Source organism: Streptomyces sp. NPDC046909, from assembly GCF_040644695.1.
Lineage (GTDB): Bacteria > Actinomycetota > Actinomycetes > Streptomycetales > Streptomycetaceae > Streptomyces.
Genome location: NZ_JBEYXC010000004.1, coordinates 103,858 through 119,702, shown reverse-complemented (window position 1 = coordinate 119,702; position 15,845 = coordinate 103,858). Strand labels below are relative to the sequence as shown.

The 15,845-nt window shown below is 69.6% G+C and carries 11 protein-coding genes, 1 tRNA gene and 1 riboswitch; of the genes, 9 read left to right on the top strand and 3 right to left on the bottom strand.

Annotation, left to right across the window (positions count from 1 at the left end):
• Positions 1 to 20 precede the first annotated feature (20 nt).
• Positions 21 to 199: riboswitch (cyclic di-AMP (ydaO/yuaA leader) on the top strand.
• Between the two features lie 3 nt (positions 200 to 202).
• The 7 genes from ABZ928_RS13630 (at position 203) to ABZ928_RS13600 (ending at position 7,859) form a co-directional block, all read left to right on the top strand.
• Positions 203 to 892 (top strand): transglycosylase family protein, encoded by a 690-nt coding sequence (locus ABZ928_RS13630; RefSeq protein WP_361517843.1) that lies wholly within the window; start codon positions 203 to 205, stop codon positions 890 to 892.
• A gap of 304 nt (positions 893 to 1,196) precedes the next feature.
• Positions 1,197 to 2,483, top strand: coding sequence for a phosphopyruvate hydratase (eno, locus tag ABZ928_RS13625; protein ID WP_361517841.1), 1,287 nt, complete (start codon positions 1,197 to 1,199; stop codon positions 2,481 to 2,483).
• A gap of 99 nt (positions 2,484 to 2,582) precedes the next feature.
• Positions 2,583 to 3,059 (top strand): septum formation initiator family protein, encoded by a 477-nt coding sequence (locus tag ABZ928_RS13620; protein WP_361517840.1) that lies wholly within the window; start codon positions 2,583 to 2,585, stop codon positions 3,057 to 3,059.
• Positions 3,060 to 3,105: 46 nt separating this feature from the next.
• Positions 3,106 to 3,651: a DUF501 domain-containing protein gene (locus tag ABZ928_RS13615; RefSeq protein WP_361517838.1), complete on the top strand. Its 546-nt coding sequence runs from the start codon at positions 3,106 to 3,108 to the stop codon at positions 3,649 to 3,651.
• Entirely contained in the window at positions 3,648 to 4,589 is a 942-nt protein-coding gene (locus ABZ928_RS13610) for a Ppx/GppA phosphatase family protein (protein WP_361517836.1), read from the top strand. Before ABZ928_RS13615 ends, ABZ928_RS13610 begins: the two co-directional genes overlap by 4 nt.
• A 441-nt stretch (positions 4,590 to 5,030) precedes the next feature.
• On the top strand, positions 5,031 to 6,416 hold the full coding sequence (locus tag ABZ928_RS13605; RefSeq protein ID WP_361517834.1) for an NAD(P)/FAD-dependent oxidoreductase: 1,386 nt from the start codon (positions 5,031 to 5,033) through the stop codon (positions 6,414 to 6,416).
• A 150-nt stretch (positions 6,417 to 6,566) separates the two neighbouring features.
• Complete coding sequence (locus ABZ928_RS13600) at positions 6,567 to 7,859, top strand: class I SAM-dependent methyltransferase (RefSeq protein ID WP_361517832.1); 1,293 nt, start codon at positions 6,567 to 6,569, stop codon at positions 7,857 to 7,859.
• Between the two features lie 71 nt (positions 7,860 to 7,930).
• Here ABZ928_RS13600 and ABZ928_RS13595 read toward each other — a convergent pair whose 3' ends face one another.
• Complete coding sequence (locus tag ABZ928_RS13595; RefSeq protein ID WP_361517831.1) at positions 7,931 to 10,459, bottom strand: FtsX-like permease family protein; 2,529 nt, start codon at positions 10,457 to 10,459, stop codon at positions 7,931 to 7,933.
• The gene (locus ABZ928_RS13590) at positions 10,459 to 11,229 is read right to left on the bottom strand and encodes an ABC transporter ATP-binding protein (protein ID WP_361517829.1); all 771 of its coding nucleotides are present in this window, start codon (positions 11,227 to 11,229) and stop codon (positions 10,459 to 10,461) included. The genes ABZ928_RS13595 and ABZ928_RS13590 overlap by 1 nt, the downstream gene beginning before the upstream one ends.
• Before the next feature lie 429 nt (positions 11,230 to 11,658).
• Here ABZ928_RS13590 and ABZ928_RS13585 point away from each other — a divergent pair.
• Positions 11,659 to 11,741, top strand: a tRNA-Leu gene (locus ABZ928_RS13585).
• Between the two features lie 70 nt (positions 11,742 to 11,811).
• On the opposite strand, the gene ABZ928_RS13580 is transcribed toward ABZ928_RS13585, so the two are convergent.
• Positions 11,812 to 14,454 carry a tetratricopeptide repeat protein gene (locus ABZ928_RS13580; RefSeq protein WP_361517827.1) on the bottom strand — a complete coding sequence of 881 codons (2,643 nt, stop codon included), beginning with the start codon at positions 14,452 to 14,454 and terminating at the stop codon, positions 11,812 to 11,814.
• A gap of 207 nt (positions 14,455 to 14,661) precedes the next feature.
• On the opposite strand from ABZ928_RS13580, the gene ABZ928_RS13575 reads away from it, so the two are divergent.
• Positions 14,662 to 15,834 carry a 4-hydroxybenzoate 3-monooxygenase gene (locus ABZ928_RS13575; protein WP_361517825.1) on the top strand — a complete coding sequence of 391 codons (1,173 nt, stop codon included), beginning with the start codon at positions 14,662 to 14,664 and terminating at the stop codon, positions 15,832 to 15,834.
• Positions 15,835 to 15,845: the final 11 nt, after the last annotated feature.

Genomic DNA, 15,845 nt, shown 5'->3' with positions numbered 1-15,845 from the left:
CGGCCGTACGGGAACAGTCGTCGCGTCAAGCGCCGTAGGCAGGAGCGGGGGACCCAAGGTAAGTGCCGGGCCCAGCAGTTCACGCTGGTCCGGCTCGGGGTGAAGCCGCGCAGTGGGCCGAGAGGCCCCGACGCGCGGCCGGGCAACTCAACCGGCCCGAACCCGACAGCTCACCTCGCAGGCGTCGGTGAGGGGATCCACCATGCTGTTTTCCGGCAAGGGCAAGCACCGCCGTCCGTCCAAGGCCACCCGCGCCGCCGCGCTCGCCGGCGTCACCGGTGTCGCGATAGCCGCCCCGCTGATGGCGGCCGGCAACGCCTCCGCCGCCACCGCCTCCGAGTGGGACGCCGTCGCCCAGTGCGAGTCGGGCGGCAACTGGTCCATCAACACCGGCAACGGTTACTACGGCGGTCTGCAGTTCTCCGCCTCGACCTGGGCCGCGTACGGCGGCACGGCGTACGCCTCCACCGCGAACCAGGCCACCAAGGCGCAGCAGATCGAGATCGCCGAGAAGGTCCTCGCCTCCCAGGGCAAGGGTGCCTGGCCGACCTGCGGTGTGGGCCTGTCCGGCGCCACCTACACCGGCAGCAGCAGCTCCTCCAGCGGTTCCTCCAGCTCGTCGAGCGACAGCGGCACCAGCACCCGCTCCTCCGAGCAGTCGACGTCCCGCTCCTCCGAGCGCACGACCGCGAAGAAGACCGTCACCACCCCGACCGGTAAGAAGGTCAAGAAGGGCGACGGCGAGTACAAGGTCGTCAAGGGTGACACCCTCAGCTCCATCGCCGAGGAGCACGACGTCAAGGGCGGCTGGCAGAAGCTGTTCAAGCTGAACAAGGACATCGTCAGCGACGCCGACTTCATCTACCCGGGTCAGCAGCTGCACCTCAAGTAAGAGGCACCGGCAAGACCCAGCTGAACCACAGCGCCCTCACATCCGTGGTCCTCATACTGAAGGCCTCGTGAGGGTCCCCCCGTCCCCACGGGCTCCCCGCTCCGGTGCGTGTTCCCCCGTACGCACCGGGGCGGGGCTTTTTTGTGCCGGGTTTCCGGAAGCGTCTTTGTTCCGTTCAGAAACAATTTACGATCGGTTCTGTCCACGGGGCGGTCCACGCGGTGGCCGATCGCCCGGAGCCGGTTAGGCTCGTCTCGCAGAGCCGCTGCGGTAGTGCCGTAGCCGCGTCACATCCAAGAAGGAGATGCTCGTGCCGTCCATCGACGTCGTCGTAGCCCGGGAAATCCTGGACTCCCGAGGCAACCCCACGGTCGAGGTCGAGGTCGGCCTCGACGACGGCAGCACGGGTCGTGCCGCCGTTCCGTCCGGCGCCTCCACCGGTGCCTTCGAGGCCATCGAGCTCCGCGACGGTGACCCGAACCGCTACCAGGGCAAGGGTGTCGAGAAGGCCGTCCTCGCCGTCATCGAGCAGATCGGCCCGGAGCTGGTCGGCTACGACGCCACCGAGCAGCGCCTGATCGACCAGGCGATGTTCGACCTGGACGCCACCGACAACAAGGGCTCCCTCGGCGCCAACGCCATCCTCGGCGTCTCCCTCGCCGTCGCGCACGCCGCCTCCGAGGCCAGCGACCTGCCGCTCTTCCGCTACCTGGGCGGCCCGAACGCGCACCTGCTGCCCGTTCCGATGATGAACATCCTGAACGGCGGCTCGCACGCCGACTCCAACGTGGACATCCAGGAGTTCATGATCGCCCCGATCGGCGCGGAGTCCTTCTCCGAGGCGCTGCGCTGGGGCGCCGAGGTCTACCACACCCTCAAGAAGGTGCTGAAGACCAAGGGCCTGTCCACCGGCCTCGGCGACGAGGGCGGCTTCGCCCCGAACCTGGAGTCCAACCGCGCCGCCCTCGATCTCATCGTCGAGGCCATCAAGCAGGCCGGCTACATCCCCGGTGAGCAGATCGCGCTCGCGCTCGACGTCGCCGCGTCCGAGTTCTACAAGGACGGCAAGTACGAGTTCGAGGGCAAGTCCCGCTCGGCCGCCGAGATGACGGAGTACTACGAGGAGCTCGTCTCCGCGTACCCGCTCGTCTCCATCGAGGACCCGCTGTTCGAGGACGACTGGGCCGGCTGGAAGGTCATCACCGACAAGCTGGGCGACAAGGTCCAGATCGTCGGCGACGACCTCTTCGTCACCAACCCGGAGCGTCTGGCCCGCGGCATCGAGGAGGGCTCCGCCAACGCCCTGCTCGTCAAGGTGAACCAGATCGGCTCGCTGACCGAGACCCTGGACGCCGTCGAGATGGCCCAGCGCAACGGCTTCAAGTGCATGATGTCCCACCGCTCCGGCGAGACCGAGGACGTCACCATCGCCGACCTCGCGGTCGCGGTGAACTGCGGCCAGATCAAGACCGGCGCCCCGGCCCGCTCGGACCGCGTCGCCAAGTACAACCAGCTGCTGCGCATCGAGGAGATCCTCGACGACGCCGCCGTCTACGCCGGTCGCTCGGCCTTCCCGCGGTTCAAGGGCTGACCCTCACCGGGCTAAGGCTTAGCCAGTCGTACGTACGTCCCCGTACCCGGTCCCGTACCGTGTGCGGGGACGTACGCGCGTAGGTGAACGGAGTGAGAGATGGCCGTCAAGGACCGGGACCGTTTCTCCACCGCGACCAGGATCAAGCTGCTCGGCGAGCAGACCGCGGCCCGGGTCTACCGTTCGCAGACCAAGCGGCAGGCCCGCCGCTCCCGGCTCACCGGCCGGGCGGCGCTGCTCGCGCTCGTCCTGTGCTCGCTGGTGGTCGCGCTCGCCTACCCGATAAGGCAGTACGTCTCCCAGCGCGCCGAGATCGCTGATCTGGAGCGGCAGCAGGAGCAGGCCCGGCAGCGGGTAGAGCAGCTGCGGGACCTCAAGGCGCGCTGGCAGGACGACGCGTACGCCGAGCAGCAGATCCGGCAGCGGCTCCACTATGTGATGCCGGGGGAGACGGGGTTCATCGTCGTCGACCCGGGCGCGGCCCAGCAGTCGCGCGCCGAGCTGGGGGCCGCCGACCGGCCGTGGTACGCGAACGTCTGGGACGGGGTCGACAAGTCCGACGCCTCCGACCAGTGAACCGACCTTTCCACCAGTTCAAACAGCAGAGAGACCTTCGTACGGCATGGAAACGCCCCCGCCCGCCACTCCGCGCACCGAGCCCACCGACGCGGACGTCGAGGCCTTCAAGCAGCAGCTCGGCCGCCCGCCGCGCGGGCTGCGCGCGATCGCGCACCGCTGCCCGTGCGGTCAGCCGGACGTGGTGGAGACGGCCCCCCGGCTCCCCGACGGCACGCCCTTCCCGACGACGTACTACCTGACGTGCCCGCGCGCCGCCTCGGCGATCGGCACGCTGGAGGCGAACGGCGTCATGAAGGAGATGACGGAACGCCTTCAGACCGACCCGGAGCTCGCCGCCGCGTACCGGGCCGCACACGAGGACTACATCGCGCGCCGTGACGCCATCGAGGTCCTGGAGGGCTTCCCGAGCGCGGGCGGCATGCCGGACCGGGTGAAGTGCCTGCATGTCCTGGTGGGGCACTCCCTGGCCGCCGGGCCGGGCGTGAACCCGCTGGGCGACGAGGCGATCGCGATGCTCCCGGAGTGGTGGGCGAAGGGCCCGTGCGTGACCTCCGGGTGCGCGACCGCCGAGAAGGAGGACGATCAATGACCCGGGTCGCCGCCGTCGACTGCGGTACGAATTCCATCCGGCTCCTCGTCGCCGACTGCGACCCGGCGACCGGCGAACTGGCCGAGCTGGACCGCCGTATGACGATCGTGCGGCTCGGACAGGGCGTCGACCGCACCGGGCGGCTCGCCCCCGAGGCGCTGGAGCGGACCTTCGCCGCCTGCCGTGAGTACGCGGCGGTCGTCAAGGAGTACGGGGCGGAGCGGCTGCGGTTCGTCGCCACCTCGGCCTCCCGGGACGCCGAGAACCGGGACGAGTTCGTGCGCGGGGTGCTGGACATCCTCGGCGTCGAGCCCGAGGTCATCAGCGGTGACCAGGAGGCGGAGTTCTCCTTCACCGGGGCCACCAAGGAGCTCAAGGGCAGCGACCACCTCTCCAAGCCCTACCTGGTCGTGGACATCGGCGGCGGCTCGACCGAGTTCGTGGTCGGCGACGACCATGTACGGGCCGCGCGTTCCGTCGACGTCGGGTGCGTACGGATGACCGAGCGGCACCTCGTCCAGGACGGCGCCGTCACCGACCCGCCCACCGAGGCGCAGACCGCCGCGATGCGCGCGGACATCGAGGCCGCCCTCGACCTCGCCGAGGAGACGGTCCCGCTGCGCGAGGCGCGCACGCTGGTGGGGCTCGCCGGGTCCGTCACCACCGTGTCGTCGATCGCGCAGGAGCTGCCCGAGTACGACTCCGAGCGCATCCACCACTCCCGCGTCTCCTACGACAAGGTCCGCGAGATCACCGAGTGGCTGCTGCACTCCACCCACGCCGAGCGCGCGGCCGTCCCGTCGATGCACGAGGGGCGCGTGGACGTCATCGCGGCGGGGGCCCTCGTACTGCTGTCGATCATGGAGCGGATCGGGGCCGAGGAGGTCGTCGTGAGCGAGCACGACATCCTCGACGGCATCGCCTGGTCGATCGCTTAAGCGGTCCGCGGCCGTCCGTGGCCCTCTGCTGAGCAGGCAGAACAACGTTTGAGCGCGTCTGAGGGGCCCTTCGGGGCCCCTCTGTCGTGTGCCGTCGAGAAAGTTCGTGAAGTTCTTCACAAGGAATTCCGCTCCGTGGAACCAGGAAAAGGGTCCGGCTGACCCTTCCGAGGGGCCAACAGCCCCTTGAACGTGTTCAGAAGGGGTGTGAGCGGGGCGTTGCGGATGTCTTCGCGAGCAAGGATTTCGAGGGGCTCACGGCACCCTCGGGAGGCCAGAGAGGCAGCTCACGCGGCATTGACAACGGGTCGCCCTATACGGTGGTTCCCGGTTCGCGCCATGACCTGGGTCACGTGGGTCGCGGAGGATAACACACCCCTTCCAAGAGCTTGTGAAGGGGCGCACGAGCGACCCCCCTGAGGCGGGTGGATACTCGATGGCATGAGCACCACGGAGCGTCCCAGGATCCTCGTAGTAGGCGGTGGGTACGTAGGCCTGTACGCAGCTCGGCGCATCCTCAAGAAGATGCGCTACGGAGAGGCGACCGTCACGGTCGTCGACCCCCGGTCGTACATGACCTACCAGCCCTTCCTCCCCGAAACCGCCGCCGGCAACATCTCCCCGCGCCATGTCGTCGTCCCGCTGCGACGCGTGCTGCCCAAGGCGGAGGTTCTCACCGGCCGGGTCACCACCATCGACCAGGACCGCAAGGTCGCCACGATCGCCCCGCTGGTCGGCGAGGCGTACGAGCTGCCCTTCGACTACCTGGTGATCGCGCTCGGCGCGGTCTCCCGCACCTTCCCGATCCCCGGCCTCGCCGAGCAGGGCATCGGCATGAAGGGCATCGAGGAGGCCATCGGCCTGCGCAACCACGTGCTTGAGCAGCTCGACAAGGCCGACTCCACCACCGACGAGGAGATCCGCCGCAAGGCGCTCACCTTCGTCTTCATCGGCGGCGGCTTCGCCGGCGCGGAGACCATCGGTGAGGTCGAGGACCTGGCGCGCGACGCGGCCAAGTACTACAAGAACGTGTCCCGCGAGGACATGCGCTTCATCCTCGTCGACGCCGCCGACAAGATCCTCCCCGAGGTCGGCCCCAAGCTGGGCGCCTACGGCAAGGAGCACCTGGAGAGCCGCGGCGTGGAGATCTACCTCTCCACCTCGATGGACTCCTGCGTCGACGGGCACGTCGTGCTGAAGAACGGCCTCGAGGTCGACTCCAACACCATCGTGTGGACCGCCGGCGTCAAGCCGAACCCGGTCCTGTCCCGCTACGGCCTCCCGCTGGGCCCCCGCGGTCACGTGGACACCGCCGCGACCCTCCAGGTCCAGGGCACCGACTACATCTGGGCCGCGGGCGACAACGCCCAGGTCCCGGACATGGCCGCCCGCAAGGCCGGTGTCGAGAACGCCTGGTGCCCGCCGAACGCCCAGCACGCGCTGCGCCAGGCCAAGGTCCTCGGCGACAACGTGGTCTCCGGCATGCGGGGCTTCCCGCAGAAGGAGTACGCGCACTCCAACAAGGGCGCGGTGGCGGGCCTCGGCCTCCACAAGGGCGTCGCGATGATCGTCATGGGCAAGATGAAGATCAAGCTCAAGGGCCGTCTCGCCTGGTACATGCACCGCGGCTACCACGGTCTGGCCATGCCGACCTGGAACCGCAAGATCCGCGTCTTCGCCGACTGGACCCTCGGCATGTTCCTCAAGCGCGAGGTCGTCGCGCTCGGCGCCCTGGAGACTCCCCGCGAGGAGTTCTACGAGGCCGCCAAGCCCGCGCCCGCGCCGGTCGCCGCCAAGCCGGAGAAGACCGAGGCCAAGGCCTCCTGACCGGTACCGGTCGCTGAACGAACCGAAGGGCCTCCCGCCATCCGTGGTGCGGGAGGCCCTTCGGCGTTCCGTTCCCGGGGATGGCGTCCCGGCCCGTCGTTGTTTACGCAGGTGGACAATTCCGGGATCCTCGTCACGGAGGTGTGCGCCATGGCTGATGCCGCGCTGCGGCTGAAGACCCTCTTGGAACAACTGCTGGGAGCCCCGCTCCCGGTCCGGATCCGTGCCTGGGACGGCTCACAGGCGGGCCCGCCGGACGCGCCCGCGCTGGTCGTCCGCAACCGCCGAGCCGTCCGCCGGCTGCTGTTCAAGCCCGGCGAGCTCGGCCTGGCCCGCGCGTGGGTCGCGGGCGACCTCGACATCGACGGCGACTTCTACACCGCCCTCGACCTCATCTCCGGCCTCGTCTGGGAGCGCGGCGAGGACCCCAGGAGTACGGTCGCGGCACTGCGCGACCCCGACGTACGGGCCGCCGTACGCGGTCTCCTGAAGCTGGGCAGGCTCCCGCTGCCGCCCGCCCCGCCCCCCGAGGAGGTCCGCCGGCGCCGCGGCCGGCTCCACACCCGACGCAGCGACAAGCGTGCCGTCAGCCACCACTACGACGTCGGCAACGACTTCTACGAGATCGTCCTCGGCCCGTCGATGGTCTACTCGTGCGCCTACTGGGAGTCCCCGGACGCCACCCTGGAGGACGCCCAGCGCGACAAGCTCGACCTCGTCTGCCGCAAGCTCGCCCTGACCCCCGGTCAGCGCCTCCTCGACGTCGGCTGCGGCTGGGGCTCGCTGGCGATCCACGCCGCCCGCGAGCACGGCGCGCAGGTCGTCGGCATCACCCTCTCCCAGGAACAGGCCGCGTACGCCCGTAAGCGCGTCGCCGAGGAGGGGCTCACCGACCGGATCGAGATCCGCGTCCAGGACTACCGGGACGTCACCGACGGTCCGTTCGACGCGATCTCCTCCATCGGCATGGCCGAACACGTCGGCGCGGAACGGTACTTGGAGTACACCCGCGACCTGTACGCCCTTCTCGCACCCGGCGGACGGCTCCTCAACCACCAGATCGCCCGCCGCCCCCAGCACGACGAATCCGCCTACCGCCTCGACGGGTTCATCGACGCCTACGTCTTCCCCGACGGCGAACTCGCCCCCCTCGGCACCACCGTCACCCAACTGGAGCGCGCCGGGTTCGAGGTGCGCGACGTCGAGTCGATCCGCGAGCACTACGCCCTCACCCTGCGCCGCTGGGTGGCGGGCCTGGAGGCCGACTGGGCGCACGCCATGAAGCTCGCGGGACCCGGGCGCGCCCGCGTCTGGCGCCTCTACATGGCCGCGTGCGCCCTAGCCTTCGAACGCAACCGCATCGGCGTCAACCAGGTCCTCGCCGTCCGTACGCCGGAGTCGGGCGCCTCCGGAATGCCGCTGCGGGCCCGCACCTGGAACTGACCGCCGCCTTTGCTGTGAACAGACAGAAGGGGCCCGCCACTTGAACGTGGCGGGCCCTGATCGTCGTACGCCTATTCCGACTTGATGGCCGTCAGCATGTTCAGCTTCGCCGCGCGCCGTGCCGGCCACAGGGCCGCGAGGACGCCGACCGCTGCCGCGCCGAGGAGGAAGAGGCCCATCCGGCCCCAGGGCAGGACGAGTTCGTACGTCGCCATGCGGGTGCCCAGCAGTTCGCCGGCGGCCCAGCCGAAGAAGACGCCGAGGCCGATGCCGAGGACGCCGCCGAACAGGGAGATCACCAGGGACTCCAGTCGGACCATGCGCTTGATGCCCTTGCGGTCGAGGCCGATCGCGCGGAGCATGCCGATCTCCTGGGAGCGCTCGAAGACCGACATGGCCAGGGTGTTGATGACACCGAGGACGGCGACGATGACCGCCATGGCGAGCAGCCCGTAGACCATGTTGAGGATCAGCGTGAACATCTGGGCGATGTCGTCGGAGAGGTCCTGCTTGCTCTGGACCTGGATGGCCGGGTTGGAGCCGAGGGCCTTCTCCAGCTTGTCCTTGGTCGCGCTCGACGCCCCGTCGGCCGTCTTCACCATGACCATCATGTCGGCGGTGTCCGTCAGATGGGGGGTGAGGGTGGCGTTGTCGAGGAGGATGCCGCTGAAGAACTCGTTGCCTTCGTAGATCCCGGCGACCGTCAACCGCTGCTTCTTGCCGTCCTCGTAGGCGACCGTGAAGCGCGAACCGGCCTTCCAGCCCTGCTCCTTGGCGCGGTCGGAGTCCACGACGACCTGCGTGCCGCCCACCTCGAACGTGCCGCTGTCGACCTTGAGGTCGGTCAGCTTGCCGAAGGAGGTTCCGTTGACGCCGGTGAGGTACTCCGTCGTGCCGTCGACGCGGGAGGGGGAGTTGCGCATCGGGCTGACGTCGGTGACGTCGTCGACCCGGGTCAACTCCTTTGCCACGTCCGGCGAGAGCTCGTTCCCGTTCGCCATCGACACCACGTAGTCGGCGCGGATCGACGAGGACGCCATCTTGTCGATCGACTTCTGGAGGCTGCCCGCCATCACCGTCATGCCGGTGATGAGGGTCAGGCCGATCATCAGCGCGGAGGCGGTCGCGGCCGTACGACGGGGATTGCGGACCGAGTTCTGACGGGCCAGCTTGCCCGCCGTACCGAAGATGCGCAGGACCGGCGCCGCGGCCGCGATCAGCGGGCGGGACAGCAGCGGGGTCAGGATGAACACGCCGATGATCAGCAGCACCGCGCCGATGCCCATCGGGGCCTGTCCGTCGGAGCCCTCCATCGAGGTGGCCGCGAGGACCACGGCGACACCCGCCCCGGCGAACAGCGCGCCCAGCGTGTTGCGCAGCACCAGCGACTTGGTCGTCGCCTGCGCGTGGACGCTGCTCATCGCGGCGACCGGCGGGATCTTCGCGGCCCGGCGGCCCGGCAGCCAGGCGGCCAGCATGGTGATGAGGATGCCGACCGCGAGGGCGGTGGCGACCGTGCCACCGGAGATGATCAGCGGCCCGTCCGGGACGGTCGCCCCCAGGACGCCCATCAGCGAGCGCAGCCCGGCACCGATGCCGATGCCCGCGACCAGACCGGCCACCCCGGCGACCGTACCGACCACGAACGCCTCGACCAGCACCGACCGCGTGACCTGCCGCCGCGAGGCGCCGACCGCCCGCAGCAGCGCGAGTTCCTTGGTGCGCTGGGCGACCAGCATCGTGAAGGTGTTGGCGATGATGAACGTACCGACGAAGAGCGCGATGCCCGCGAAGACCAGCAGCCCCTGCTTCAGCCCGGACATCGACGAGGCGATGACCTCGGCCTGATCGTCGGCGAGTCGCTGCCCCGTGGTCGTCTCGACGAGGTTCATCGGGAGGGCCTTGTCCAGGGCGGCCTTCAGCGCGGTCTGCGACGTACCGGCCGCGGCCTTCACATCGATCTCGTCGTACGTGCCCGGCTTGCCGAACAGCGTCTGCGCGGTGGCCGTGTCGAACAGCGCGAGGCTGCCGCCGGCCGCGACATTGCCGTCGTCGGTGGTGAAGACGCCGGTGACGGTGGGGGTGAGGACGGGCCCGTCGACGGAGATGCGGATGGTGTCGCCGACCTTGTACCCGGCGCGCTTCGCGGTCTCGGAGTCGATGGCGACCTGGTTCTCGCCGTGCGGCGCGACACCGTCCTCGATCGGGTACCGGGGGTCCTTGTCACCCCAGTAGTTCCCGCCCTGCGACTGGAAGCCGCCGCCGATGAGCTTGCCGTCCTTGTCGGCGAGGGCGGTGAAGCCGCCCACGACCCCGACGGCCGACGCGGCCCCGTCCACCTTCGCGCTCTGGTCGAGGAGCGCCTGGGTGAGTTCGGGGTTCTTGCCGACCTTGTCGCCCTTGCTCTCCTGGTAGTTGGGCCGCACGGCCACGTCAACCTGGTCGTAGCCCTTGGCGGTGCTGTTCTGGAGGGCGTTGGAGAGGGTGTTGGTGAAGACCAGCGTCCCCGACACGAAGGCCACGCCGAGCATCACGGCGAGCACGGTCATGAGGAGACGGGCCTTGTGCGCGAGGACGTTGCGCAGGGCGGTGCGGAACATCAGGAGGTACGGCCCTTCGCGTCGAACTGCTTCATGAAGTCCAGGACGGTTTCCGCAGTGGGCCGGTACATCTCGTCCACGACCCGCCCGTCCGCGAGGAAGACGACCCGGTCGGCGTAGGCGGCGGCCACGGGGTCATGGGTCACCATCACGACCGTCTGCCCCAACTCCCTTACGGAGTTGCGGAGAAAGCCCAGCACCTCGGCGCCGGAGCGGGAGTCGAGGTTTCCGGTGGGCTCGTCGCCGAAGATGATGTCGGGCTTGGAGGCTAGGGCCCGGGCGACGGCGACGCGCTGCTGCTGGCCGCCGGAGAGCTGCGAAGGCCGGTGCGAGAGACGGTCCTTGAGGCCGACCATCTGAATGACGGCGTCCAGCCACTGCTTGTCCGGCTTGCGGCCCGCGATGTCCATGGGCAGCGTGATGTTCTCGATCGCCGTCAGGGTCGGCAGCAGGTTGAAGGCCTGGAAGATGAAACCGATCTTGTCCCGGCGGAGCTTGGTGAGCTGCTTGTCCTTGAGGGCGCCCAGCTCGGTGTCCCCGATGCGCACGGACCCGGACGAGAACGTGTCCAGACCGGCCACACAGTGCATCAACGTGGACTTTCCGGAGCCGGACGGGCCCATGATCGCGGTGAACTCGGCCTGCCGGAAGTCGACGGAGACCCGGTCGAGGGCGACCACCTGGGTCTCGCCCTGTCCGTAGATCTTCGACAGATCCGTGGCACGAGCGGCCACGGCGGTGGTCCGGTCGGCGATGGGGGTGGTGGTCACGGGTGGGCGCTCCTGACGGTACGGCGACGGGACGACGATGGGCCCGCGGGAAGGTCTGCGGGATGGTTCGTGGGATGTGAATCCATCGTCCCGGCGGTCCGCCGCCGTGTAGTCAGCCGCTGTTCCGGTTCCGGGGGGCGACTCCGGTCTGACCGCGCCCGGTCGTGTCATACCTGGGGATGACGGCGGCCCCTGACTCGAAGCCGCGTCGAGAACAGGTGGAGCCCCCTCGTTCAAGCGGTGAAATTCCGTCATTCCGCATGCGCGGGCGGCTGTCGCGCGTAAGGCTATTGGCAAGTGCGGATGGCCCGTACCGCGGGCTGATGCACCCTCAGACGTCAATAAAATAAGACAACATCGGTCCGCCCGTCCGCTGTTCGGGGGATGCCTCCCGATAGGCTCGGAACCTCGACGCGGAGCCCATGGCCTGCCCGGATGGTGGAATGCAGACACGGCGAGCTTAAACCTCGCTGCCCCTCGCGGGCGTACCGGTTCAAGTCCGGTTCCGGGCACCTCCCGCCCCTGCGACGCAGGGCGCGGGCCACCGTCGGTATCTCTCGAAAGCGGCCCGCCGGATTTCCTTCACTTCGTGAAACTGCTGCGCAGCGTGTCCGTCGACGCCTTGAGCAGTTCGATCTTCTTCGCCAGGGTCGGGTCCAGCCACAGCAGCACGACGATCACCGGCCACCCTATGTACGCGGCGATCTGGAACCCGGTGGGGATGCCGGCGGGCAGAACACCGGTGTGCTCAAGGACGAGGACCAGCGTGGGCGGGATGAGCAGGACGAGGAGGTTGCGCACCGCACCGAGGATCCGCAGACGCAGCACCTGCCCCGCGGGGTCGGGGCGACGGTGCGGGAGCTGCTCCCAGCGGGCGTGCACGGTGTCCTGGAGCAACGCGGCCACCACGCCGCGCAGTTCGCGCCAGGTCTCGGGACCGGGGCTGAGCACCGAGCGCTTGAGGTCCCGGGTGGCCGCGGCGATCCCGGCGACGTGGTGCCGGAAGGCCCGCCCGGTGGACTCCTCGATGGTGGACCGGCGGCCCTGCGGGCCCAGCGGCTCGACGAGCACCCGCTCCTGACCGCGCGCGATCTGCTCCAGCAGGTCGAGGGCCTGACGCCGGACGGTCGCCTCGCGCAGGGAGGGCTCGTACTCCAGGAGCGCGAGCAGGTCGATCAGGTCGTGGACGAGGTAGGTGTGGCGGTCTCGGGAGCGGAGTCGGGATCTGGCGATGTTCGCGGGTATGTGAGTGAGGGTTTCGATCCCGACCATCAGGCAGAAGGCCACGGCCGTGGAACATACGGCCAGCGCCGGGATCAGTGCGGCGGCGGCAGGGTTTCCGTGTCCGTCCCACAGCACCGCGCCGAGACCACCTGCGCCGATCACGACCCAGAGCAGGACCAGCTGGGGCTCGACCCCTTTGTCTCTCACGACGAGCACCGCACCGCCGACGAGCACCACCCACTCGGCGACGACGAGCAGCAAGGACGTCAGCACGGTGGGCGGGCTGCCCAGGGGGCCGAGCAGCATCCACGACATGGCGAGGAGCAGAAAGAGCAGGGCGACACCCGACAACGCGATCGCGTCGCTGAACCGCCCTTCCCAGTTCGTGATGGCAGCTTGGCGGCGGCCCAGGGCGCGCAGCCGGGCCGCGAGGATCAACGGAGTGTCGGCGGGGAGGAGGTCGGCGATCAGCGCCGCCCGCTCGGCATGCCCCTCGGCGTCTTCCTGCTGTCCGGGGAGCGGGGGCCGCAGCCATCCGAAGCGTCGCTTGGCCAGGCGCTCCAGCTGCTTCTTGCGAGCGACGAACTCGGCGTTCTCCGGGGCGACCTCCAGCAGATCCCGGTAGCGCGAGAGTGCCTCTTCGAGGTGGCCCTGGTCGTAGGCGCACTCCGCGTACTCGGAGAGCAGATAGATGTTGCGCGGCTGGAGCCGAAGCCGGTCGCGCGCCAGTTCCTCGGCCGTGTCCGCGCACTCCAGCCGCCGCAGTGCCGTCGGCAGGCCGAACGTGTCGTAGGGACCGTCTTCGGCGTAGAGCTGGGCCGCCAGTTCGTAGTGGCCTTCGTCCATCTCGATTGCGGCGAGATGGAGCCGCAACCAGGGGTAGTTCGGATGTCGCGTGCGGCCTGCCGTGGCCACGCTGCGAGCCTCTCGCCGTCGCCCCAGCACCCGCAGACAGCCTGCCTCGTCGGCCAGGTACATCGGATGACCGGGGGCAAGGGAGAGCGCCGTGCGATAGTCGGCCAGCGCCTCCGCCGGCTCGCCACGATGAAGTCGCGTGTCGCCCCGTGAGTCCAGCACCCGCGGCGATGTGAGTGCGTCGTCCGGAAGCTCCGGATCCGGCAGACCGCCGTAGGCGGCGAGGCTGAGCAGCCCGTCGAGAGCCACCGGGAGACCGGGCAGTGCCTCCAGTGCCTGCTGGAAGCAGTTCCGGGCTGCTTCGAGAAGTTCCGGCACCGAGTGGTCGTCGGGGTCCGGTACCTGTTCGAGAGCCAGGACGCGCCACTCGTCGAACGCCAGCCAGCCCTTCTCGATCTCCAGTGCCGGACAGACCGCCCCCGCGTGCCGATCCAGGCTGTCGGTCAGTGCCCAGACCTCTGCCCGCCGGTCGGCCTGCCGCAGCAGATGCGCCTTGAGGACCATGGCCTCCAGGTCGTCGGGCCAGGCGCGCAGAGCGCTGTCCAGCACGTCCAGCGCGGTCGCCACATCCCAGTCGTCATAGGCCAGCAGGGCGCGCTCCACCAGCAGACCCGGGCTGGAGTCGTACAAAGACGAGCTGGACGAGCTGGACGAGCTGTCGGACACCGCGGTGTCCAGGACGGCCCGCGCCTCGGCCGGGCGGCCTGCCAACCGGTGGGCGGTGCACAGACCGCGCAGGGCCACCGGGTGGGCGGGATCGAGGTCGAGGGCCGCGGTGAAGGCGGCGGTCGCGGCGGCGTCCTGGAAGTCCTGCGTGCGGGAGTAGACACCGACGTAGACCGGGGTCTCCCAGCGGCCGAGCGCCAGTGTGCCCTCCGCGAGGAGGACCGGCAGCACGCGCGTGTGCGTCGCGATGGCGTCGGCGAGAGCGGCCCGGGCCTCCTCCGCACGCCGCAGTGCCCACAGCGCGCGGATCCGGCCGCCGTGGGCGGTGGGGTCGTCCGGGTCCTGGGCCACCAGCGCGTCGAACCGCTCCAGCGCGCCCGACGGGTCGTGGCAGCGCAGCAACTCCTCCGCTCGCTCCATGTGTTGATTGCAGCACGCGGTGTGCGCGCGGAGACAGAGTCGTGAGGGCCTTCGTCGCGCGACCGTTGACAGCGAGGGGGTGCGGTCGGAAACTCAGAGGGGGATTTTGGTGAAAGAAACTTCACTATACGAACAATGGCAACGAACAACGCCAACGAGCAACGGCAACGAACAACGGCAATGACGCCCACCCGAAGGGAACGACCGATGCGCACCACCGTCGGCATCATCGGAGCCGGCCCCGCCGGCCTCCTCCTCGCCCGGCTTCTCCACAACGCCGGCATCGACTCGGTCGTCCTCGAAAGCCGTGACCGGGCCTACGTCGAGCAGCGGCAGCGGGCCGGGATCCTGGAGCAGGGGACCGTGGACGTGCTGCGGGCGGCCGGGGCCGGGGAGCGGATGGACCGGGAGGGGCTGCCGCACGACGGGATCGAGCTGCGCTACGAGCGGCGGCGCCACCGCGTCGACTTCCCCGCCCTCACCGGCGGCCGGTCCGTGATGGTGTACGCGCAGACCGAGGTGTGCAAGGACCTCATCGCCCTCCAGCTCAAGGAGGGCGGGCCGCTGCTCTTCGAGGCGGAGGCACTGGCGGTCGAGGGCGCCGACAGCGACAGCCCGCGCGTCCGGTTCCGGCACGAGGGGCGTGAGGACGTCCTGGAGTGCGATTACGTCGTCGGGTGCGACGGGTTCTGGGGCGTCGCCCGCAAAGCCGTCCCCGCGGAACTCACCCGCGTCTTCGAGCGGACGTACCCCTTCGGCTGGCTCGGCATCCTCGCCGACGTACCGCCCTCCCACGACGAGCTCGTCTACGCCCGCCACGACCGCGGCTTCGCCCTGCTGTCCATGCGGTCGCCGTCCGTCTCCCGGCTCTATATCCAGGTGCCCGAGGGCACGGACGCCGGGAGCTGGGGCGACGAGGAGATCTGGGACGAGCTGGAGCGGCGCTTCGAGACCGACGACGACTGGCGGCTCGAAAGGGGCCCGATCACCCAGAAGTCCGTCACGCCCATGCGGTCGTACGTCCACGAGCCCATGCGGCACGGACGGCTCTTCCTCGCCGGTGACGCCGCCCACATCGTGCCGCCGACCGGCGCGAAGGGGCTGAACCTCGCCGTCGGGGACGTCGTGACCTTCGCGAGGGCGCTGACGCATCAGAAGGAGACGGGCTCCGCCGAGCTCCTCGACGCCTACTCCGAGACCTGTCTGCGCCGCGTCTGGCAGGCCGAGCGGTTCTCGTACGACATGACGACGCTGCTGCACCGGGCCCCCGATGCCACCCCCTTCGAGGACCGGCTCCAGGTGGCGCGACTGGAGCGGATCGCCTCCTCCGCGGCCGCCGAGACCGATCTTGCCGAGGGCTACACAGGCTTCGCGTTTTAGTGGTCTGGCAC

Coding starts and splice junctions, on each gene's coding strand:
- ABZ928_RS13600 (WP_361517832.1), top strand. CDS start 6,567: ATGGCTGATGCCGCGCTGCGGCTGAAGACCCTCTTGGAACAACTGCTG.
- ABZ928_RS13575 (WP_361517825.1), top strand. CDS start 14,662: ATGCGCACCACCGTCGGCATCATCGGAGCCGGCCCCGCCGGCCTCCTC.
- ABZ928_RS13595 (WP_361517831.1), bottom strand. CDS start 10,459: ATGTTCCGCACCGCCCTGCGCAACGTCCTCGCGCACAAGGCCCGTCTC.
- ABZ928_RS13620 (WP_361517840.1), top strand. CDS start 2,583: ATGGCCGTCAAGGACCGGGACCGTTTCTCCACCGCGACCAGGATCAAG.
- eno (WP_361517841.1), top strand. CDS start 1,197: ATGCTCGTGCCGTCCATCGACGTCGTCGTAGCCCGGGAAATCCTGGAC.
- ABZ928_RS13630 (WP_361517843.1), top strand. CDS start 203: ATGCTGTTTTCCGGCAAGGGCAAGCACCGCCGTCCGTCCAAGGCCACC.
- ABZ928_RS13610 (WP_361517836.1), top strand. CDS start 3,648: ATGACCCGGGTCGCCGCCGTCGACTGCGGTACGAATTCCATCCGGCTC.
- ABZ928_RS13580 (WP_361517827.1), bottom strand. CDS start 14,454: ATGGAGCGAGCGGAGGAGTTGCTGCGCTGCCACGACCCGTCGGGCGCG.
- ABZ928_RS13605 (WP_361517834.1), top strand. CDS start 5,031: ATGAGCACCACGGAGCGTCCCAGGATCCTCGTAGTAGGCGGTGGGTAC.
- ABZ928_RS13615 (WP_361517838.1), top strand. CDS start 3,106: ATGGAAACGCCCCCGCCCGCCACTCCGCGCACCGAGCCCACCGACGCG.